The sequence below is a fragment of the Nostoc mirabile CHAB5784 genome (assembly GCF_020829645.1).
Lineage (GTDB): Bacteria > Cyanobacteriota > Cyanobacteriia > Cyanobacteriales > Nostocaceae > Nostoc > Nostoc mirabile.
Genome location: NZ_JAIVFS010000031.1, coordinates 27,442 through 44,438, shown reverse-complemented (window position 1 = coordinate 44,438; position 16,997 = coordinate 27,442). Strand labels below are relative to the sequence as shown.

Annotated in this window: 14 protein-coding genes; 7 read left to right on the top strand and 7 right to left on the bottom strand. The window is 42.6% G+C overall.

The window, feature by feature from the left end; translation table 11 throughout:
- Window positions 1–136 precede the first annotated feature (136 nt).
- Both LC653_RS20240 and LC653_RS20235 read right to left on the bottom strand, forming a co-directional pair.
- A complete protein-coding gene (locus tag LC653_RS20240) occupies window positions 137–1,618 on the bottom strand; it encodes an amidohydrolase family protein (protein WP_229496535.1) in 1,482 nt (493 codons plus the stop codon).
- A 153-nt stretch (window positions 1,619–1,771) separates the two neighbouring features.
- On the bottom strand, window positions 1,772–3,256 hold the full coding sequence (locus tag LC653_RS20235; RefSeq protein WP_229496533.1) for an amidohydrolase family protein: 1,485 nt from the start codon (window positions 3,254–3,256) through the stop codon (window positions 1,772–1,774).
- 246 nt (window positions 3,257–3,502) lie between these two features.
- Between LC653_RS20235 and LC653_RS20230 the strand changes: the two genes are divergently transcribed.
- Window positions 3,503–3,907, top strand: a complete 405-nt coding sequence (locus tag LC653_RS20230; RefSeq protein WP_229496531.1) for a hypothetical protein — start codon at window positions 3,503–3,505, stop codon at window positions 3,905–3,907.
- Here LC653_RS20230 and LC653_RS20225 read toward each other — a convergent pair.
- The 3 genes from LC653_RS20225 to LC653_RS20215 form a co-directional block, all read right to left on the bottom strand.
- Window positions 3,873–4,856, bottom strand: coding sequence for an ABC transporter substrate-binding protein (locus LC653_RS20225; RefSeq protein WP_229496529.1), 984 nt, complete (start codon window positions 4,854–4,856; stop codon window positions 3,873–3,875). The genes LC653_RS20230 and LC653_RS20225 overlap by 35 nt on opposite strands.
- A gap of 311 nt (window positions 4,857–5,167) precedes the next feature.
- Complete coding sequence (locus LC653_RS20220) at window positions 5,168–5,497, bottom strand: 4Fe-4S binding protein (RefSeq protein WP_229496527.1); 330 nt, start codon at window positions 5,495–5,497, stop codon at window positions 5,168–5,170.
- Window positions 5,494–7,113: an FAD-dependent oxidoreductase gene (locus tag LC653_RS20215; protein WP_229496525.1), complete on the bottom strand. Its 1,620-nt coding sequence runs from the start codon at window positions 7,111–7,113 to the stop codon at window positions 5,494–5,496. Before LC653_RS20215 ends, LC653_RS20220 begins: the two co-directional genes overlap by 4 nt.
- Before the next feature lie 702 nt (window positions 7,114–7,815).
- Here LC653_RS20215 and LC653_RS20210 point away from each other — a divergent pair.
- Window positions 7,816–9,510: an iron uptake porin gene (locus LC653_RS20210; protein WP_229496523.1), complete on the top strand. Its 1,695-nt coding sequence runs from the start codon at window positions 7,816–7,818 to the stop codon at window positions 9,508–9,510.
- A 35-nt stretch (window positions 9,511–9,545) separates the two neighbouring features.
- Here the strand turns inward: LC653_RS20210 and LC653_RS20205 are convergent, their stop codons facing one another.
- Window positions 9,546–10,556 (bottom strand): glycosyltransferase family 2 protein, encoded by a 1,011-nt coding sequence (locus LC653_RS20205; RefSeq protein ID WP_229496521.1) that lies wholly within the window; start codon window positions 10,554–10,556, stop codon window positions 9,546–9,548.
- 107 nt (window positions 10,557–10,663) lie between these two features.
- Complete coding sequence (locus tag LC653_RS20200) at window positions 10,664–11,374, bottom strand: TVP38/TMEM64 family protein (RefSeq protein ID WP_229496520.1); 711 nt, start codon at window positions 11,372–11,374, stop codon at window positions 10,664–10,666.
- Window positions 11,375–12,074: 700 nt separating this feature from the next.
- On the opposite strand from LC653_RS20200, the gene ssuD reads away from it, so the two are divergent.
- The 5 genes from ssuD (at window position 12,075) to LC653_RS20175 (ending at window position 16,982) form a co-directional block, all read left to right on the top strand.
- The gene (gene ssuD, locus LC653_RS20195; RefSeq protein WP_229496519.1) at window positions 12,075–13,223 is read left to right on the top strand and encodes an FMNH2-dependent alkanesulfonate monooxygenase; all 1,149 of its coding nucleotides are present in this window, start codon (window positions 12,075–12,077) and stop codon (window positions 13,221–13,223) included.
- 180 nt (window positions 13,224–13,403) lie between these two features.
- Window positions 13,404–14,231 (top strand): ABC transporter permease subunit, encoded by an 828-nt coding sequence (locus LC653_RS20190; RefSeq protein ID WP_229496518.1) that lies wholly within the window; start codon window positions 13,404–13,406, stop codon window positions 14,229–14,231.
- Between the two features lie 139 nt (window positions 14,232–14,370).
- Complete coding sequence (locus LC653_RS20185) at window positions 14,371–15,141, top strand: ATP-binding cassette domain-containing protein (protein ID WP_229496516.1); 771 nt, start codon at window positions 14,371–14,373, stop codon at window positions 15,139–15,141.
- Window positions 15,142–15,409: 268 nt separating this feature from the next.
- Window positions 15,410–15,913, top strand: a complete 504-nt coding sequence (locus LC653_RS20180; RefSeq protein ID WP_229496515.1) for a GNAT family N-acetyltransferase — start codon at window positions 15,410–15,412, stop codon at window positions 15,911–15,913.
- Between the two features lie 121 nt (window positions 15,914–16,034).
- Entirely contained in the window at window positions 16,035–16,982 is a 948-nt protein-coding gene (locus LC653_RS20175; protein ID WP_229496514.1) for a D-2-hydroxyacid dehydrogenase, read from the top strand.
- The last annotated feature ends 15 nt before the right edge of the window (window positions 16,983–16,997 follow it).

The following is a 16,997-nucleotide window of genomic DNA, read 5'->3' as shown; positions in this document are numbered from 1 at the left end:
GGCAAGGCCCACGCTACAAGTGAACAGAGGAAATGGAACATGGAACGTTGTAAAAAATTGTCCTTTGTCATTAGTCATTTGGACTTTGGTAATGACCAATACTTTGACTACGCTCAGTACAAGTGACTAATGACAGTTATTTCTTAGCCGCTAAATATTCGTTTGCGGCTTTCTCAACACCTGTACCCTTGAAGAAGTCTTGATTGAGACTGGTATACAACTCCAAAGGATGGATTGAGAGGAAGTAGCGGAGGTCTTCTTCGGTAATGATTTCGTGTTCTGCCATTGAGTAAGCGTTGGCAGTAACGGCGGTGATATCAGGCACATCCCAGTGACCGGAATCTGAACCTAAGAAGGCTTTAACGCGATCGCCAAAGGGATTAGCTGCACGATTAAAGGCTTGAGATACACGGGTATCGTCTGATTCTGTACCGAAGTAGAAGTGATTCAAAAAGCGATCGCGCACATCTTCTGGCTTCTCTATTCCCGCTAGTTCAAATTCGTCGAGTTCGCCTGGATTTTCTGGAGCCAATAGTTGATGGTGGAATCCTAAACCATCCCCAATTTGATCTAAGCGTCCATGCACAAGTTCGCCACCGTAGCGGGTGTACAGTTCTACTAGTGCTTCCTTATCGATAATGGCAGGATTGTTATTTGACAACAAATGTTGTTTGTTGCGGGTTTCCCAATGCCAAATAATATCAGCGTATAAACTAGCACCCCAAGCTGAACCACCTTCTAAGAAGGCAAACTTTAATTGCGGGAAGCGGCGGGTAACTCCACCAAAGAACAGCGATTTGCATAATGCCTCCGCCGCAAAGGCAAAGTGATTAATGTGATTATACTGGGCGTTGGTGACAGAACGCTGAGTTGTCCAACCTTGGCTGGAAGCGTGAGTTGTCGGTACAACTTTCAGTTCTACGCACTTAGCCCAGAATGGATCGTAATCATACTCGCTATCTAAGCCAAAGTTATCAATCCAAACCACTTCGTTAGCCACTTCTTTGCCATACTTTTCAAAGGCAGGAATTGGACGACGAACGTAACCGGGGATTTGAATTGCTTTGAGTCCTAGAACATTCACTGCATATTGCAACTCTTCAATCCCTTCTTCGGGAGTGTGCAGGGGAATGGCGGCGATGGGTGTTAAGCGATCGCTATAAGGACGGAAAATGTCAGCATGGTAGGTGTTAACTGCGCGACAAACAGCCCCCCGCATTTCTTCGTTACCGATATTCGGAGCCATAGTCGCCAAGTTGGGGTACACAACGGCAAAGTCTGTACCTGCTTCTTGCAAGCGTTCGTGCAGCAACTTGGGCAAGCTAATAGTAGCTAAATTCAAAGTATTTTTTGTAGGACGACCCCACCAGTTAGGGCGATTGGTGCGATAAGCAAAACGTTCTTCCCAAGTTTGTTTGTACCACTTAAAGCGGGAAGATCCTGGTAAATTCTCTTTGAAACGTTCGACAAGTGCAGTTCCACCAATTTGCTCTAAATAATCCAAGACTGCTGGTTCAAATTCCTGGGTATGTACATCAGTATCAATGATCGGATAACCAAGTTTTTCCCGAATTTGAGCAGACTTGGTTTTTTGTGGGCGGTCTAGAGCGATCGTCATGATAGTTTACCCTAAATTATTCAAAAGATTTGTGTATCTTTAGATCCCCCCTAGCCCCCGTTTTTAAGGCGGGAATTGATCCATTTTTTACCCCCCTTTTTAAGGGGGGTTGGGGGGATCATCAAGATTGAGTGACATAACGAGAAGATGGAATTAACGTCCGGCGCTAGCCAAAAATTCATCTGCGGTTTTCTCGACAGCCGTACCTTTGAAGAAGTCACGATTCAGGCTGGTGTACAACTCCAAGGGATGAATTGACAGGAAATATTGTAAATCTTCTTCGCTGATAATCTTGCGTTCTACCATTGAATAAGTATTAGCAGCGATCGCAGTAATATCAGGTACATCCCAATGACCAGAATCGGAACCTAAAAATGCTTTAACCCGATCGCCATAAGGATTAGCTTTACGGTTAAAAGCTTGAGCTACACGGGTATCATCTGATTCTGTCCCGAAGTAAAAATGATTCAAAAAGCGATCGCGGATATCCTCTGGCTTGGTAACTCCTGCTACGGCGAATTCATCCAAATCGCCTGGTTCTAAGGGAGATACTAAGTCAGCGTGGAAACCTAAACCACTGCCTAGTTGATCCAAACGACCATGTACTAATTCACCACCATAGCGGGTATAGAATTCTAGCAGTTCTTCATAATTAACATTGGCGGGATTGTTATTTTCTACCAAATGGTCTTTATTGCGGGTATCCCAATGCCAAATCAAATCGGTGTACAAACTAGCACCCCAAGCTGAACCTCCTTCTAAAAAGGCAAACTTGAGTGTGGGGAAGCGGTGAGTTACACCACCAAAGAATAAAGATTTACACAGTGCTTCCCCAGCCGAAGCAAAGTGACCAATATGGTTGTATTGGTAATTGCTAATGGAACGCCGATTGATCCAGCCCATACCGGAAGAGTGGGTGGTGGGTACAACTTTCAGTTCTACGCACTTCGCCCAGAAGGGATCGTAATCATACTTACTATCCAAGCCAAAGGTGTCAATCCAGATGGCTTCGTTAGCTACTTCTTCGCCATACTTCTCGAAGGCGGGAATCGGGCGGCGGATATGTCCGGGGATTTGAATGGCTTTGAGTCCCAAAACCTTCACCGCATATTCCAATTCTGCGATCGCCTCTTCGGGCGTATTCATGGGAATAGCAGCAATGGGTGTTAAGCGATCGCTATAAGGACGGAAAATATCAGCGTGGTAGGTGTTAGCTGCACGGCACACAGCCCGCCGCATTTCTTCATTACCAATGTGTGGCGCCATCGTTGCCAAGTTGGGGTACACAACTGCAAAGTCTGTACCAGCTTCTTGCAAGCGTTCATGCAGTAACTTTGGCAAACTAACGGTAGCTAAATTTAGGGGATCGTTAGTAGGACGAGTCCAGAAAGGAGGGCGGGCGGTGCGGTAAGTGCGGCGTTCATCCCAAGATTGCTTAAACCATTTAGAGCGAGATGCACCGGGTAAGTGTTCTTGGAAACGTTCTGCGATCGCAGTTCCACCAACTTGCTCTAAATATTCCAAAAATGCTGGGGGAAACTCTTGGGTATGTACATCAGTATCAATGATCGGATAACCCAATTTTTCCCGAATTTGAGCAGACTTGGTTTTCTTGGGACGGTCTAGTGCAATAGTCATAGCATTTTACCTGAATTTTCAAAAGGATTAGGGACTTCCAAATAAAAAAATACTCAAAAAACTGGCGAAAAAACTCTCTCCTCCTTATTCCTCTGTGTTCTCTGTGCCTCTGTGGTTCGTTTATTTGGATAATTTATTTCTTGGAAGTCCCTTAAACAATTTTAGATTTTAGATTTTCGATTGATTCCACAGATACTTGCTCTGTAGCATCAAGGAATTATTAGTTAGGAGGGAAGTAGGAAGCCTTTGAGCCTGAGAGTTGAGCCTTTGAGCCTGAGAGTTGAGCCTTTGAGCCTGGAAGTTGAGCCTTTGAGCCTGAAAGTTGAGCCTTTGAGCCTGAAAGTTGAGCCTTTAACCCTGAAAGTTGAGCCTTTGAGCCTGGGAGTTGAGCCTTTGAGCTTGGAAGTTGAGCCTTTGAGCTTGAAAGTTGAGCCTTTGAGCCTGGGAGTTGAGCCTTTGAGCCTGGAAGTTGCACCTTTGAGCCTGGAAGTTGCAACTTTGAGCCTGAAGATTGCGCTTTTGAAAGACTTAATTACAAAAATTTGTTTCTCTTGCTCAAAAAAGTTACTGATTTCTGCCTCCTCATCTCCCTCATCTCCCTCATCTCCCCCACTCCCTATTTTTCTTCAGCAACCCAATCGGTTAATTTAAAGTCCGACTTCGCCAAACCCTGCGAAACTAAAAACTTCTTTGTCCCCTCTACAAGTTTCACACCCTCGGCTGGTAATGGTTCTTCTGATACTTGTTTGAGCGGATACGATACTTTGATGATATCGAGGGGATATTTAGTAGTTTGGGCGTGATACTGATAATATTCTTCAGAATTAGCTTTTAAATCTTTGGCTGCTTCTGTGAGAATTGCATTAAATTTCTGGGGAAAATCAGGTTGTTTAGCCAGAAAGTTTTCGGTTGCTACAACTAATGATGTTCCAGATAAACCCTTATGATTCGCAGAAGAATCAATCACTGGAAACCCTTGTGATTTCAGAAAAGGCCCCAGATCACTTGAAGTTGCATAAGCAGCTATATCACCACGTTCTAAAGCAGCTTTTGCCTCAGTAGTCATCAAATGAACAACTTTTACATCCTTGGCAATTTTAGCTTCAGCTAACAGACCCAGCAGGTATCGATGCATATAAGAACCTTTTTGGGTAGCTATTTTTTCACCTTTGAGTTCAGCAAGCGATCGCGCCCCATTCTTTTTCGCTACTAACCAGGCGGTTGTATTAAATTGAGTAATCCGCAATAATCGGGTTTCCTGACCCCTCGCTCTCAAAACTATGGCTGGTGTATCCCCTAAAGAGCCAACATCTAATTGTCCGGCGACAAGCGCCTCATTTAGATCCGGCCCGTTAGGAAACCTTGCAAAAGTAATGTTTTTAAATCCCGCTTTTTGCAACTCACTATCTAATATTCCTTTTTTCTTTGCCCAACCAAGTGGCCCTGTAGGTTCTGAACTACCTACATAACCTATACGTAGGGTAGAAATGTTGTTAGATGCAGCTACAGCACTATTGGCCTTAATAGCCTCAATAGATTGAGCAGATTTTGTTTCCCCTTGGCTACATCCTGTAGTTAGTAGCAGTAGGATACAAGCCATTGAGGTTGATAATCTCGTACTAGACATAAGGTATATAGGGCGTGTTTTCAAACCTCTCGTTAAGCAACCTAGTCTTTGAAGATCCCCCCAACCCCCCTTAAAAAGGGGGGCTTTAAGAATTTCTTTTCCCCCTTCTTTAAGAAGGGGTTTTAGAATTTCTTTTCCCCCCTTTTTAAGGGGGGTTAGGGGATCTTCGAGTTTTAAAACAGTCACTAGACTCAAAATCCCTAACTTTTCTAGGACTACGTTCTGCTTCCTGCTTCTTGCCTCCTGCCTTCTTTAATGCCAGCATGACTCTTTTCTTTGCCGTACTATTTCATCTGCTTCAGAATTTGGAATGTTTGATCGGCTTTTGCTGTTGAGGTGCGTTTATGTCCCCAACCGATGTTTTCACGGTAACTACCCAGTAGCCCAACTTCTACCAATTCTGCCTCATTGACTGAAGTCTTCATATCGCTTTCTGGTGCAACATAAAGAGCGTCAACTGGACAATACAATTCGCACATATAACAGGTTTGGCAGTCACTCTGTCGGGCAATAGTTGGCGGCGCATCGGGTACTCTGTCAAATACGTTGGTTGGACAAATGTTCACGCAGATATTACATTCTATGCACCGCGACTCGCTGACCAACTCAATCACACTAATGCTCCTATTTTGGGTTGTGACTTTTCTGTACTATGTAAAGGTTGAGTTTTCACCCAGACTTGATCTAATCCACCGCTAATCAGGTGATGTTGCTGGTTAACATCAAGTTCTGGATAATCTAGATGTTTGTGCATACCACGAGTTTCTTTACGTTCAATGGCACTGCTGTACATCCACCTCGCTGTGGCTACCATCGCCGCCGCTTCTCGCGCCCGAATTAGCTCTTTATCTGATGTTACCTGGCTACTGCGGAGTTCTTGCCAAAGATGATTTAGCCTACCCAAAGACTCGCTTAAGCCTTGTTCTGTACGGAAATAGTTCTTTTCGTAAGGAAATACTTCAGCTTGGACTGCCTGAATTACTTCATCAGTTGCTAAGGTTTGAGAGCGATCGCTTTGTAATACTACCTCTCCAACACCCAAAACTAGTCGTTGAGTTTTGTGTTCTCCCAAACTGCGGCTATATTCAGCAGCCGATTTCCCCGACCAATAGCCAGAAGATATTGCCCAAGCTGCATTGTGGCTACCACCACCAGTAAATCCACCACAAATCAGTTCGCGTGTGGCGGCATCTCCTGCTGCATAAAGTCCCCGCACAGAACTGGCACAACTCTCATCTACAATCCGAATTCCTCCCGTACCGCGCACTGTTCCTTCTAGGCGCAGAGTCACAGGAAAACGTTGAGTAAATGGATCAATACCTGCACGGTCAAAGGGTAAAAAGAAGTTGGGTTGCGCTAAACGCATAGATGCCCGCATCGATTCAGCCGCTTTGTCTATGATGGCGTAAACTGGCTGTTGCAACAATGTCTGGGCAATTACTGAACGTCTATGAGAACTTGCACCCGGAATCACACTACCATCTTCGTAGGTGAAGGTTGCCCAATTATAAAACAGGGTTTTGGTGACTGAAGAAAAGGCGGGAGAGATGCCATAAGCATTAGAAAATTCCATACCCGACATCTCGGCTCCTGCTTCTGCCGCCATCAGATAACCATCCCCTGTCAGGACGTTGCATCCTAACGCTTTACTGAGAAACGCACAGCCACCTGTTGCGATAATTGTGGACTGCGATCGCACTACCCATTTACTACCAGTTTGACGGTTCACACCTGTTGCACCAGCAACAGCACCATCGTCATCTACCAGTAATTCTAAGGCGGGGCTGTTGTCTAAAATCTTGACTCCTGCCCGTTGAATTTGCCGCCGCATTAAGCGCATATACTCAGGCCCTTGCAGCGATCGCCGATAGGGTTTACCTTCATCGTCGGTAGGAAAGGGATAACCCCACTCTGCTAACTGATTGACGTTTACGTAGGTCTGATTCAATACCCGATCCATCCAGTTGCGATCGGATAAAAACCCACCCAACGATTCCCGACTTGCTTTTGCTGTTTCTCGTGCTTCTGGGTCAGGTGGCACATACCACACACCATTACCAGATGCAGCAGCGCATCCAGTCGTACCACAATATCCTTTGTCTACCAGGACAACTTTAGCTCCACTTGATGCAGCACTCCAAGCCGCCCAAGTGCCAGCCGGCCCACCCCCAATTACCAACACATCTGCTTGGAGGTCAAGTTCAAAATCGGTTGTTAACGTTTTCAGCATTTAAAATATCTTCCCCCACCGATAAAGTCTTAAGCATCAAGTCTTCAACCCATCGATGCTGCACACTATCCGAAATCTGTTTGCTTACCTACTTGATACCTTACTAGTACCGCAAGGCGGAATTCAAAATTCAAACAGGTATACAGCATAAGCGTTTCATTGATTTAGAATGGGTGGTTTATTTACGCCATGCTGTACTAGTAGGCTCATTGCGGCTCCTGAAAGCAGGTTACTAGCAGATTATTATAGCTTAAACTACTTTAATCTGATCGATTAACCGTAGTTTATTGATATAACAAAGCTTTTCACAGTTTCTAACAAAAAGCAAGCACTTTTACAAACAAATTAAAACGTAAAGTTCTGTAAAATAAATTTTCTATCCCTCAAAGGACACTTGCTTTTTACTGTGTTTTGTGCAAATATCCAAAGTTAGTTCGTAAACCACTAAATTTCGATAGACTTACTGTGGTTTACTGAGTTTCTCTAAACAAGTGCAAGGAGTGCGATTCTTGCTTGATGATTGGATTGTTAAAAGGCTTGAAACAATAATAGTTTTACTGAGCAACCTATAGCAATCTTTAGATAATCTGCTCCTGAATTCTGCTGTATATCCGGATGTTCGCTCTTCCACAAGTTCTTGTAGCTAATAAAAAAGATTAACCAACGAAATTAAGTTGATATTGTGTGAGGAACAAACAACCCATGTTTAAAATTTTGTGGAATTATTTGCTAGTGATTCCAGCCTTGTTAGGTGGACTCATAGTTTTATCTTCAGCAGCAAGTGCATCTGAAGTAGAAAAGACGACACAGCAATTAATACCAATTGACAAGAATATTGCTCAAAGAACTCCATCACTCTTGGATAACACAGTAAAAGTGCAAGTTTTAGGTGTTCCTAGCGATCGCTTAAAGCAAGTTACATCTGTATCACAACTGTCGGATGTAAACCCTACAGATTGGGCCTTTCAAGCGTTGCAGTCTCTAGTTGAGCGCTATGGCGTGATTACGGGATATCCAGATGGCACATTTAAAGGTAATCGGGCGCTAACTCGTTATGAATTTGCCGCAGGCTTGAATGCAGCCCTCGATCGCCTCAACGAATTGATTGCGACTAGCACGGGAGAGTTGGTACGAAAGGAAGACTTAGCTACTCTGCAAAAACTGCAAGAACAATTTGCATCTGAACTCGCCACACTGCGCGGACGGGTAGATGCTTTAGAGACGCGTCAAGCTAAGATAGAAGCCAATCAGTTTTCTACAACTACCAAACTGATTGGTGATGCAACATTCCTGGTAGCAGATACATTTGGCGATCGCGCCAATAATACTCCTGCTGATGATACAAATGATGGAACTCAAACCTTTTTTGCTTATCGTGCCAGACTTAACTTTCAAACGAGCTTTACAGGTAGAGATCAACTAACCACTCTTTTAACAGCAGGAAATAACATTCCTAACTTAGGGACGACTACGGGAACCCAGATGACCCGTTTTACCATTGATGGTGACGGGAGAGCTGATACCTATCTGAGTCAGTTAACATATCGTTTCCCGTTAGGCTCAAAAGCTACTGTATGGGTAGGGCCTAGAGCGCTTCAACCAGCTGTGTTTACTCCCACCTTAAATGGTGCGGTTGCTGGGCTAAACGGTGCTGTTTCTCGGTTTGCCACATTCAACCATACCATTTATCGACCAGGTTTTGATGGTGCGGGTTTAGCTTTTGGGTATAAGTTTAGCGATCAATTGCAATTAAGCTTAGGTTACATAGCAGATAATAATCAGGCTCCTAACCCTACCCGTGGACTTTTCAATGGTACTAATTTGGCACTTGCTCAGTTAACCATATCACCCACGCGCCAGTTAGATATTGGTCTGACCTACACCCGCAAATATTATACTGATAACACTAGTGGTGATGACCCTAATTTTAACGTCACTGGTGGTACAGGTAGCGCTTTCGCCAGAAATCCTTTTGAACAAAATTCCACTACAACCGATAACTTCGGATTTCAATTTAACTGGAGAACCAGTCGGAGCTTAATTTTAGGTGGTTGGTTCGGCTATACACGCGCCAATCAAAATAGAGGTGGTGATAGTGATGCGACGATTATTAATACTGCGCTGACAGTTGCTTTACCAGACTTGTTTAAGAAAGGCAACGTGGGTGGCATTATCGTTGGGATACCGCCTAAAGTCACGAGTAGTGATTACAGAAATAGCGCTGGGCTGCTTCGAGAAGATCCAAGTACTTCTTTACACCTAGAGGCTTTCTACACCTACCGGGTGAATGACAACATCACTGTTACTCCAGATTTTTATGTGATTACCAAACCAGAACATAACGATAACAACGACGCGATTTGGGTAGGTGCGCTCCGCACTACTTTTTCTTTCTAGCTCACAGAATTTTTCTTTAGCTATGAATTATTCGGTCAATACTTGTCTAGATTTTGAGTAGCATCCTGAAAATTATCTAGTTTGTCAGAATTGTTCGTTGAGTTGGAATTGTCATAGAAACCACCTACCTCTGCCAAAGTATAGAGGGGCCTGGCTTTAACTTCTTCATAGATGCGCCCTATATATTCGCCTAAGATGCCAACACTGACTAACTGCACAGATCCGAGAAAGAAGATTGCCATCAAAATAATCGTAAACCCAGTTAAAGGCGAATGGGGAACAAAAAGCCGCCAATACAAGATTAATAAAGCCATCAAGATAGCCGCCGCCGCCGCTACTAACCCTAAGTAGGTTGATAACCGCAGTGGTACTATTGAAAAGGACACTAGACCATTGATAGCAAGCGCCAAGGATTTGCTGAAAGTGTATTTAACTTCCCCAGCAAAGCGGGGGTTGCGCTCGAACCGAATTGCTGTTTGCTCAAAGCCAACCCAAGAACGCAGACCACGAATGTAGCGGGTGCGTTCTGGCATAGAATTGAGAATATCTACGATCTGCCGATCCATTAAACAAAAATCACCAGTATCAGTAGGAATCTCTACATCTGCAAGCTTCTTGAGGACGCGATAAAAGGAGTAGGCAGTAAAACGCTTAAACCATCCTTCCTTAAGGCGTTGAGTGCGTTGAGCGTAGACGACTTGATAGCCCTGTCGCCATTTTTCAATCATGTCGGGGATTAGTTCTGGTGGATCTTGTAAGTCAGCATCAAGGATGATGATAACTTGACCCCGGACAAAATTCAGACCAGCCGTAACTGCAATCTGGTGACCAAAGTTACGAGCAAAGCTCAGATAGCAAATACGCGGGTCTTTTTGATGGAGTTCTCGTAGTAGTTGTAGGGAGCGATCGCGGCTACCATCATTGATTAAAATTAATTCGGCAAGACCATCCAGCCGATTCATTACTGCACTCAGTCTGCGGTATAGTTCAGGAATAATTTCTTCTTCGTTATAAATTGGAACAATCAATGAATACTTTGGTAGCATCTAAAAATCTTGTTTAATTTTTGAACACCCAAGTTGACAGACTGCTTGTAATCATCAAGGTTTTGTTCTCAGTATACTTAGCAATAGTCAAGTCAGATTGCTATAGTTTATTTATTCTTCGGGTTGATGTCATCTGAAGGATTTGATTCTTTAAGACTTTCTACAGCTTTTTTGGGAAAACTCCGGCGATGGCGATACCAAGTAGACCCTGCTACCAGGGTTCCAGTTAAGGCCAAGGCGAGTACTAGCGGCAAGAAATCGCCTGTTTTGACTGCCTTAAGACCAGAACTACCCAGTAGTACAAAAGGTAATACACTAGGAACAGTACCAAGTGTTGTACCTAGAACATAATCTTTAAAGCTGATCGAAGTCAGTCCAGCAACAAAGTTGACCAAACCATAGGGCATGATTGGTACTAATCGGATAGCAAACATATAAAAAAGCCCTCCACGGCGCACCTCAGCATCCATCGCTTGCCAGCGTCCTGCTAGTCGTTTTGCAACTGTTTGCCGTCCAATAGTCCGAGTAAAAATAAAGGCAATTATTGCCGCAATGATTGCTCCAACACTAGTCCAGAAAGTACCCAGCCAAGGGCCAAAAATTGCACCTCCAGTCAAATTTAGCACTGTTGAGGGCAAAACTAACATAGTTGCTACAACGTACAAAGCAACATAAATAACAGGTGCCCAGATACCAGAAGATTTTAGCAAAGCTTGAATTTGTGCTGGTTCAATGCCGCCAAGAAGATATACTGCTATACCAGTCGCAATTATACAACTCAGTGTAAGTACTAAAATACCAGCTTTCAAGTTCCACACTAAAATACTCCTGCTTTTTTTGTAAAACAACCCATATTTGGCAAATTTCCCGATTAATTCTTGAAAACCTTGGTTTTGGAAAGTAAAGGAAATAATGACTGAGAGAATCAATGATTAGAGAGTCTAGCCATCAGTAATCATAACCTTTATCCAAGTACTGACTTTACTGAGCAGACTCCAAGGTTAACAATTCAAAATTCAAACATTTTAGACATTTTCAGTCGGGGTTTAAATCCCAATACTGCTCGGTTAAGAGTCGATCCCCCCAACCCCCCTTTTTAAGGGGGGCTAAAAATGCCTTATTTTCCCCCTTTTTAAGGGGGACTAAGGGGGATCTCTAATGACTATGCACCAAAACCCGAGCAGTATTGGTTTAAATCCCCGTCTGAAACTGATCGGAGGCGGAGTGGCTCCGACTCCGCGCTACATGTAATGGTTGGGGTCTTAAACCTTTTTATTTACGGTAAAGCTTGTTCGACAAAATAAGCTTTCGACAAAACTTGTATTCTTCACGACAGCGATCTTTGCTCCAAAAGTGTAATGATTACCAGGATTATCTGCAAAAAAGTAAATTTTGTCGGTAGTTATTCTTTATGAATCTACACTGGTTTTTTAAATAATTTCCTGTAAAATGCTGATCATAAACTACGGTAACTTTGTCAAATTAACGTAGTTTTTTATCCCTCATACCCTGACAAACATGCAAATTCTGTGGTTTATTCCGACTGGATCTCATGACGGACGCTATTTAGGCACAGATATTGGCTCTCGTGTTGCCACACCTGATTATTTGCAGCAAATTGCCCAAGCTGTGGATAATTTAGGCTACACGGGCGCATTGTTACCTACAGGGACTTCTTGTGAAGATGCTTGGATAACTGCCGCCGCTTTCATCTCTGTCACTAAGCAGATGAAATTTCTTGTAGCAATTCGTCCAGGAATTACTTCCCCAGGTGCTGCTGCCCGGATGGCAGCAACATTTGATCGGATTTCTAAAGGAAGATTGTTAATTAATGTGGTGACAGGTGGAGATCCGGTGCAACTTGCTGGGGATGGCTTGCATCTTAGTCATGACGATCGCTATGATTTAACCGATGAATTTCTTACAGTTTGGCGGGGTATCGTCAGTGGGGAAACAGTTGATTTTAAAGGAAACTACCTGGATATCAAAGGTGGTAAACTCCTATTTCCACCAGTTCAAAAACCCTATCCACCCTTGTGGTTTGGTGGTTCATCTGCTGCTGCCAAGCGGGTTGCTGCTAAACATATAGATGTTTACCTAACTTGGGGCGAACCTCCACAACAAGTAGCCCAAAAGATTGCTGAAGTTCGGCGACTGGCGGCTGAACAAGGTAGAACAGTCCGTTTTGGGATTCGCTTGCATGTAATTGTGCGAGAAACCGAATCTGCGGCTTGGGATGCTGCCAATGAGCTAATTAAGTATGTGGATGAAGATGCGATCGCAAAAGCTCAGAAAGACTTGGCTAGTTCTGATTCTGAAGGACAGCGGCGCATGAGTCAACTACATAGTGGTAGTCGAAAAACTTTAGAGATTAGCCCCAACCTCTGGACAGGAATTGGATTGGTGCGAGGTGGTGCTGGTACAGCCCTAGTTGGAGATCCCGACACCGTTGCCGCTAGGATGCTGGAATATCGCAATTTGGGCATAGAAACTTTCGTGTTTTCTGGATATCCCCATTTAGAAGAAGCATATCGCACTGCTGAATTATTATTTCCACGCCTACCTTTGCAGAGTGAACCTGCACCTTTAACGCCACCAGTCTTGAGTACTGTTAGCGAAATCATTACCAATGAAAAATTTGCTAAACAACTAACGAGTGCTTCATGACAATGCCAATTTTAGATTTTGGACTTCGACTTACCTCGGCTTCGGTTCCATAAGTCGCTCAGTCGAACGATTTGGGATTAAGCAAAAACACCAAATGTAAAGTCTAAAATCAAAAGCTTGATGCTTCTAAACTCATCTTTGTGAACAATCTAAAATCTAAAATCCCAAATCCACAATTTCATGACTATTACCTTTAAACACACCAAACGCAACAATAATATATCCCTGAGCGAGGTGTTAAACAACCCGCAAATCGAAAAAATAGTTCCTTGGATTGTACCTGTTCTAGTACTAGTACTTTGGGAACTTTCTTCCAGAACTGGTTTACTCTCAACCAGAATTTTACCAGCCCCTAGTGGCGTAATCGCTACAGCGATTAAACTAGCCTCCACCGGAGAACTTTTTCAACATATAGGAATTAGTGCTGGGCGGGCGATATCTGGTTTTATAGTTGGTGGCAGTATTGGCTTCGGTTTGGGATTACTCAATGGCTTTTCCCGTATAGCAGAAAAGTTATTTGATAGTTCTCTGCAAATGCTCCGCACTATCCCCAATTTGGCATTAATTCCGCTAGTGATTCTCTGGTTTGGGATTGGCGATCAAGCTAGATTATTTCTAGTGTCTATGGGAGTATTTTTCCCGTTATATCTCAATACATTTCATGGTATCCGCAGTGTTGACCCTGGACTGATTGAAATGGGAAAAGTCTATGGGTTAAAAACACCACAACTTCTGTGGCAAATCATTTTTCCAGGAGCTTTGTCTTCGATTCTCATTGGTGTCCGTTTTTCCTTGGGGATTATGTGGCTGACACTAATTGTGGCAGAAACGATCGCAGCAGATTCTGGACTGGGTTATATGGCAATGAATGCCCGTGAGTTTATGCAAACCGATGTTGTAGTCTTGAGTATTGTGATCTATGCATTGCTGGGTAAATTAGCAGATGCTGTTGCCAGAGGATTAGAAACCAAATTCTTGGCTTGGAACCCCAATTATCAAAAGTCATAAATGCCAAATTCACCAGAGTCAAAGTTTTAAAACTATTGATTTTAAATTTTGACTTCTAATTATTTTGAGTGTGATTTACAAATTCAACGTTTCATCAAACAATTAAATTCCGATTTTTCTAAAAAAGGAGATTTTGCAAGTGAGTTCTAATGTACAAGGTACACAGCTAAGTATTTTGGAGTTGACGAAGGCTTTCGGCAAAAAAACTGTTTTAAACTCGCTGAATTTAGAAGTTAAAGCAGGTGAGTTTGTCGCTATTGTTGGACGTAGTGGTTGTGGTAAAAGTACTTTATTGCGTCTTGTGTCAGGATTAGATAAAGCAACTGCCGGCGGAATACTACTGGATGGAGAACCACTGCATAGACTCAGCCGCTCCGTAACGGTAATGTTTCAAGACCCCCGCTTGCTGCCGTGGAAGCACGTTGTTCACAACGTGGGGTTGGGCTTGGAAGGTAATTGGCGTGAAAAAGCTTTGTGGGCACTCGATAAAGTTGGACTCAAAGATAGGGCTGATGAGTGGCCGTATGTCTTATCTGGTGGACAACGGCAACGGGTATCATTAGCAAGAGCGTTAGTCAGTCAGCCCCGTTTGTTGTTGCTAGATGAACCTTTGGGAGCATTGGATGCTCTAACTCGCCAAGAGATGCAGAATTTGATTGAGAACTTGTGGCAAGAGCGCAGATTTACTGCGTTTTTGGTTACTCATGATGTAGAAGAGGCTGTGGCGTTGGCAGACCGAGTGATAGTGATTGAACAAGGACAGATTTCTCTGGATTTACCTGTGAGACTTTCACGCCCGCGAGATAGAAGTAGCGAAGTGTTTGTCAATATCAGAGAAGCAATTCTCAAGCGAGTAATGAGCCATGAAGGTACTCAGCCAAATAACCAATTGTTGCAGTTGAGTAGTTGAGATTTAGCTTTCGTTAGTTGATTAATATAATGCTTGAGGTAGCTGCGGTAAAAGAGGCTACTTCGAGATTAAAACTTCCTCTTAAAAAGCAGCTATAGCAATCGAAAATTTTTTATGAACACTCAAAATACCTCTCAAGTCTTCTCTCTGCGGCTCTGGATGATTTTTTCTATATTCACGACCTAGATAAACTAGAAAATAAGAATTATTAATTTATATCGCTTTATTGAAAATAAACAATAAATATCTATTAATTATATTTAATTTAATGATAATTAGAAAATTAACAAAGTATGATGCAGAAGATTATAGACAGATCAGATTAGAAGCTTTATATAAAAATCCAGATTCATTTGGCACAACGTATCATGAAGAAGCAATTAAGACGATAGAACAATTTCGGGATAGAATACTAGTAGATAACAATAACTTTATTTTGGGCTGCTTTGAGGATAAAGAGTTAATTGGAATAGTCGCATTTCACCAAGAATCAAGAATAAAACTCAGGCATAAAGCATATATTAGTAGTATGTATGTTCAACAAGAATATCGAGGAAAAGGTATAGGTAAATTATTACTAAATGAATTAATTGAAAGAGCAAAAGCTATTAACGAGGTAGAAATATTATTACTTGATATTGTTAAAATTAATTTTTTAGCAAAAAAACTTTATTTATCATTAGGCTTTCAAATATATGGAATAGAGAAAATGGCCTATAAATTTAATAATCAATATTTTGATCTGGAGTTTATGTGTTTACAGATTAAATAAAAATATCTGAGTTCTTATTAAATATATTAATTTATGCCAAGAAAAAATGGCACTTAATTTTTTGATCAAACAGAGACAATTTCCCAAAATAGCCCTGTAAAGAAAGAAGAGGTAATCTACAATGAAGCTGATTTTGCCGCTTGATCTCGTTGCTGACATTGAACCTCATCTACCACCTGATACAGAGGTTGTCAGGGTAGATGTTGAAGGGAATTTAGATGGGGATGCTAGCGATGCTGAAGTTTATTTCAGTTGGTTTTTATCGAGAAGTCCGACGCTGCATAAAATACTAGAAGCAGCACCTGCACTGCGTTGGCATCATGCACCAAATGCAGGGGTGAATCACATCCTGACACCAACTTATTTGGAAAGAGATATTATCCTCACAAATGGGGCCGGAGTGCATGGGATTCCGATCGCAGAATTTGTAATCACTTATATACTGGCTCATGCCAAGCATCTACAGGAATTATATGCTTTACAAGCAGAACGTCACTGGAAAAGAGGCTTTGCCATCCAAGAGTTGACAGATGCGACCTTGCTAATTATTGGCGCTGGTGGTATAGGTCAAGAAATCGCCGCCCGTGCTAAACCCTTTGGCTTGAAAATTATTGGCAGTCGCCGTCATCCCCAAGAGCTACCAAATTTTGATAAAGTAGTCGGTGCTGATGAATGGCGATCGCTCCTACCAGGAGTTGATTATGTAGTTATTGCGACACCACTAACTCTAGAAACCAAAGAATTTATTGATGAATCTGTATTGCGATCGCTCCCAAAACATGCATACCTAATTAATATTGCTCGCGGTGGCGTAGTCGATGAATCGGCATTAATAAAAGCGCTCACAGAAGGTTGGATTGCAGGTGCAGCATTAGACACAGTTAACTCAGAACCACTACCACCAGAAAGTCCTTTGTGGTTACTCCCTAACATCTTTATCACACCTCATACTTCCGATCATTCCCCAAAAAGTAAACAGCGTTCAATAGCGCTATTTATCGACAATCTGAAGCGTTACCAAGCTGGTCAGCCGTTACGAAATATAGTAGACAAAGAAGCAGGATACTAAGTAATTCGTAATTCG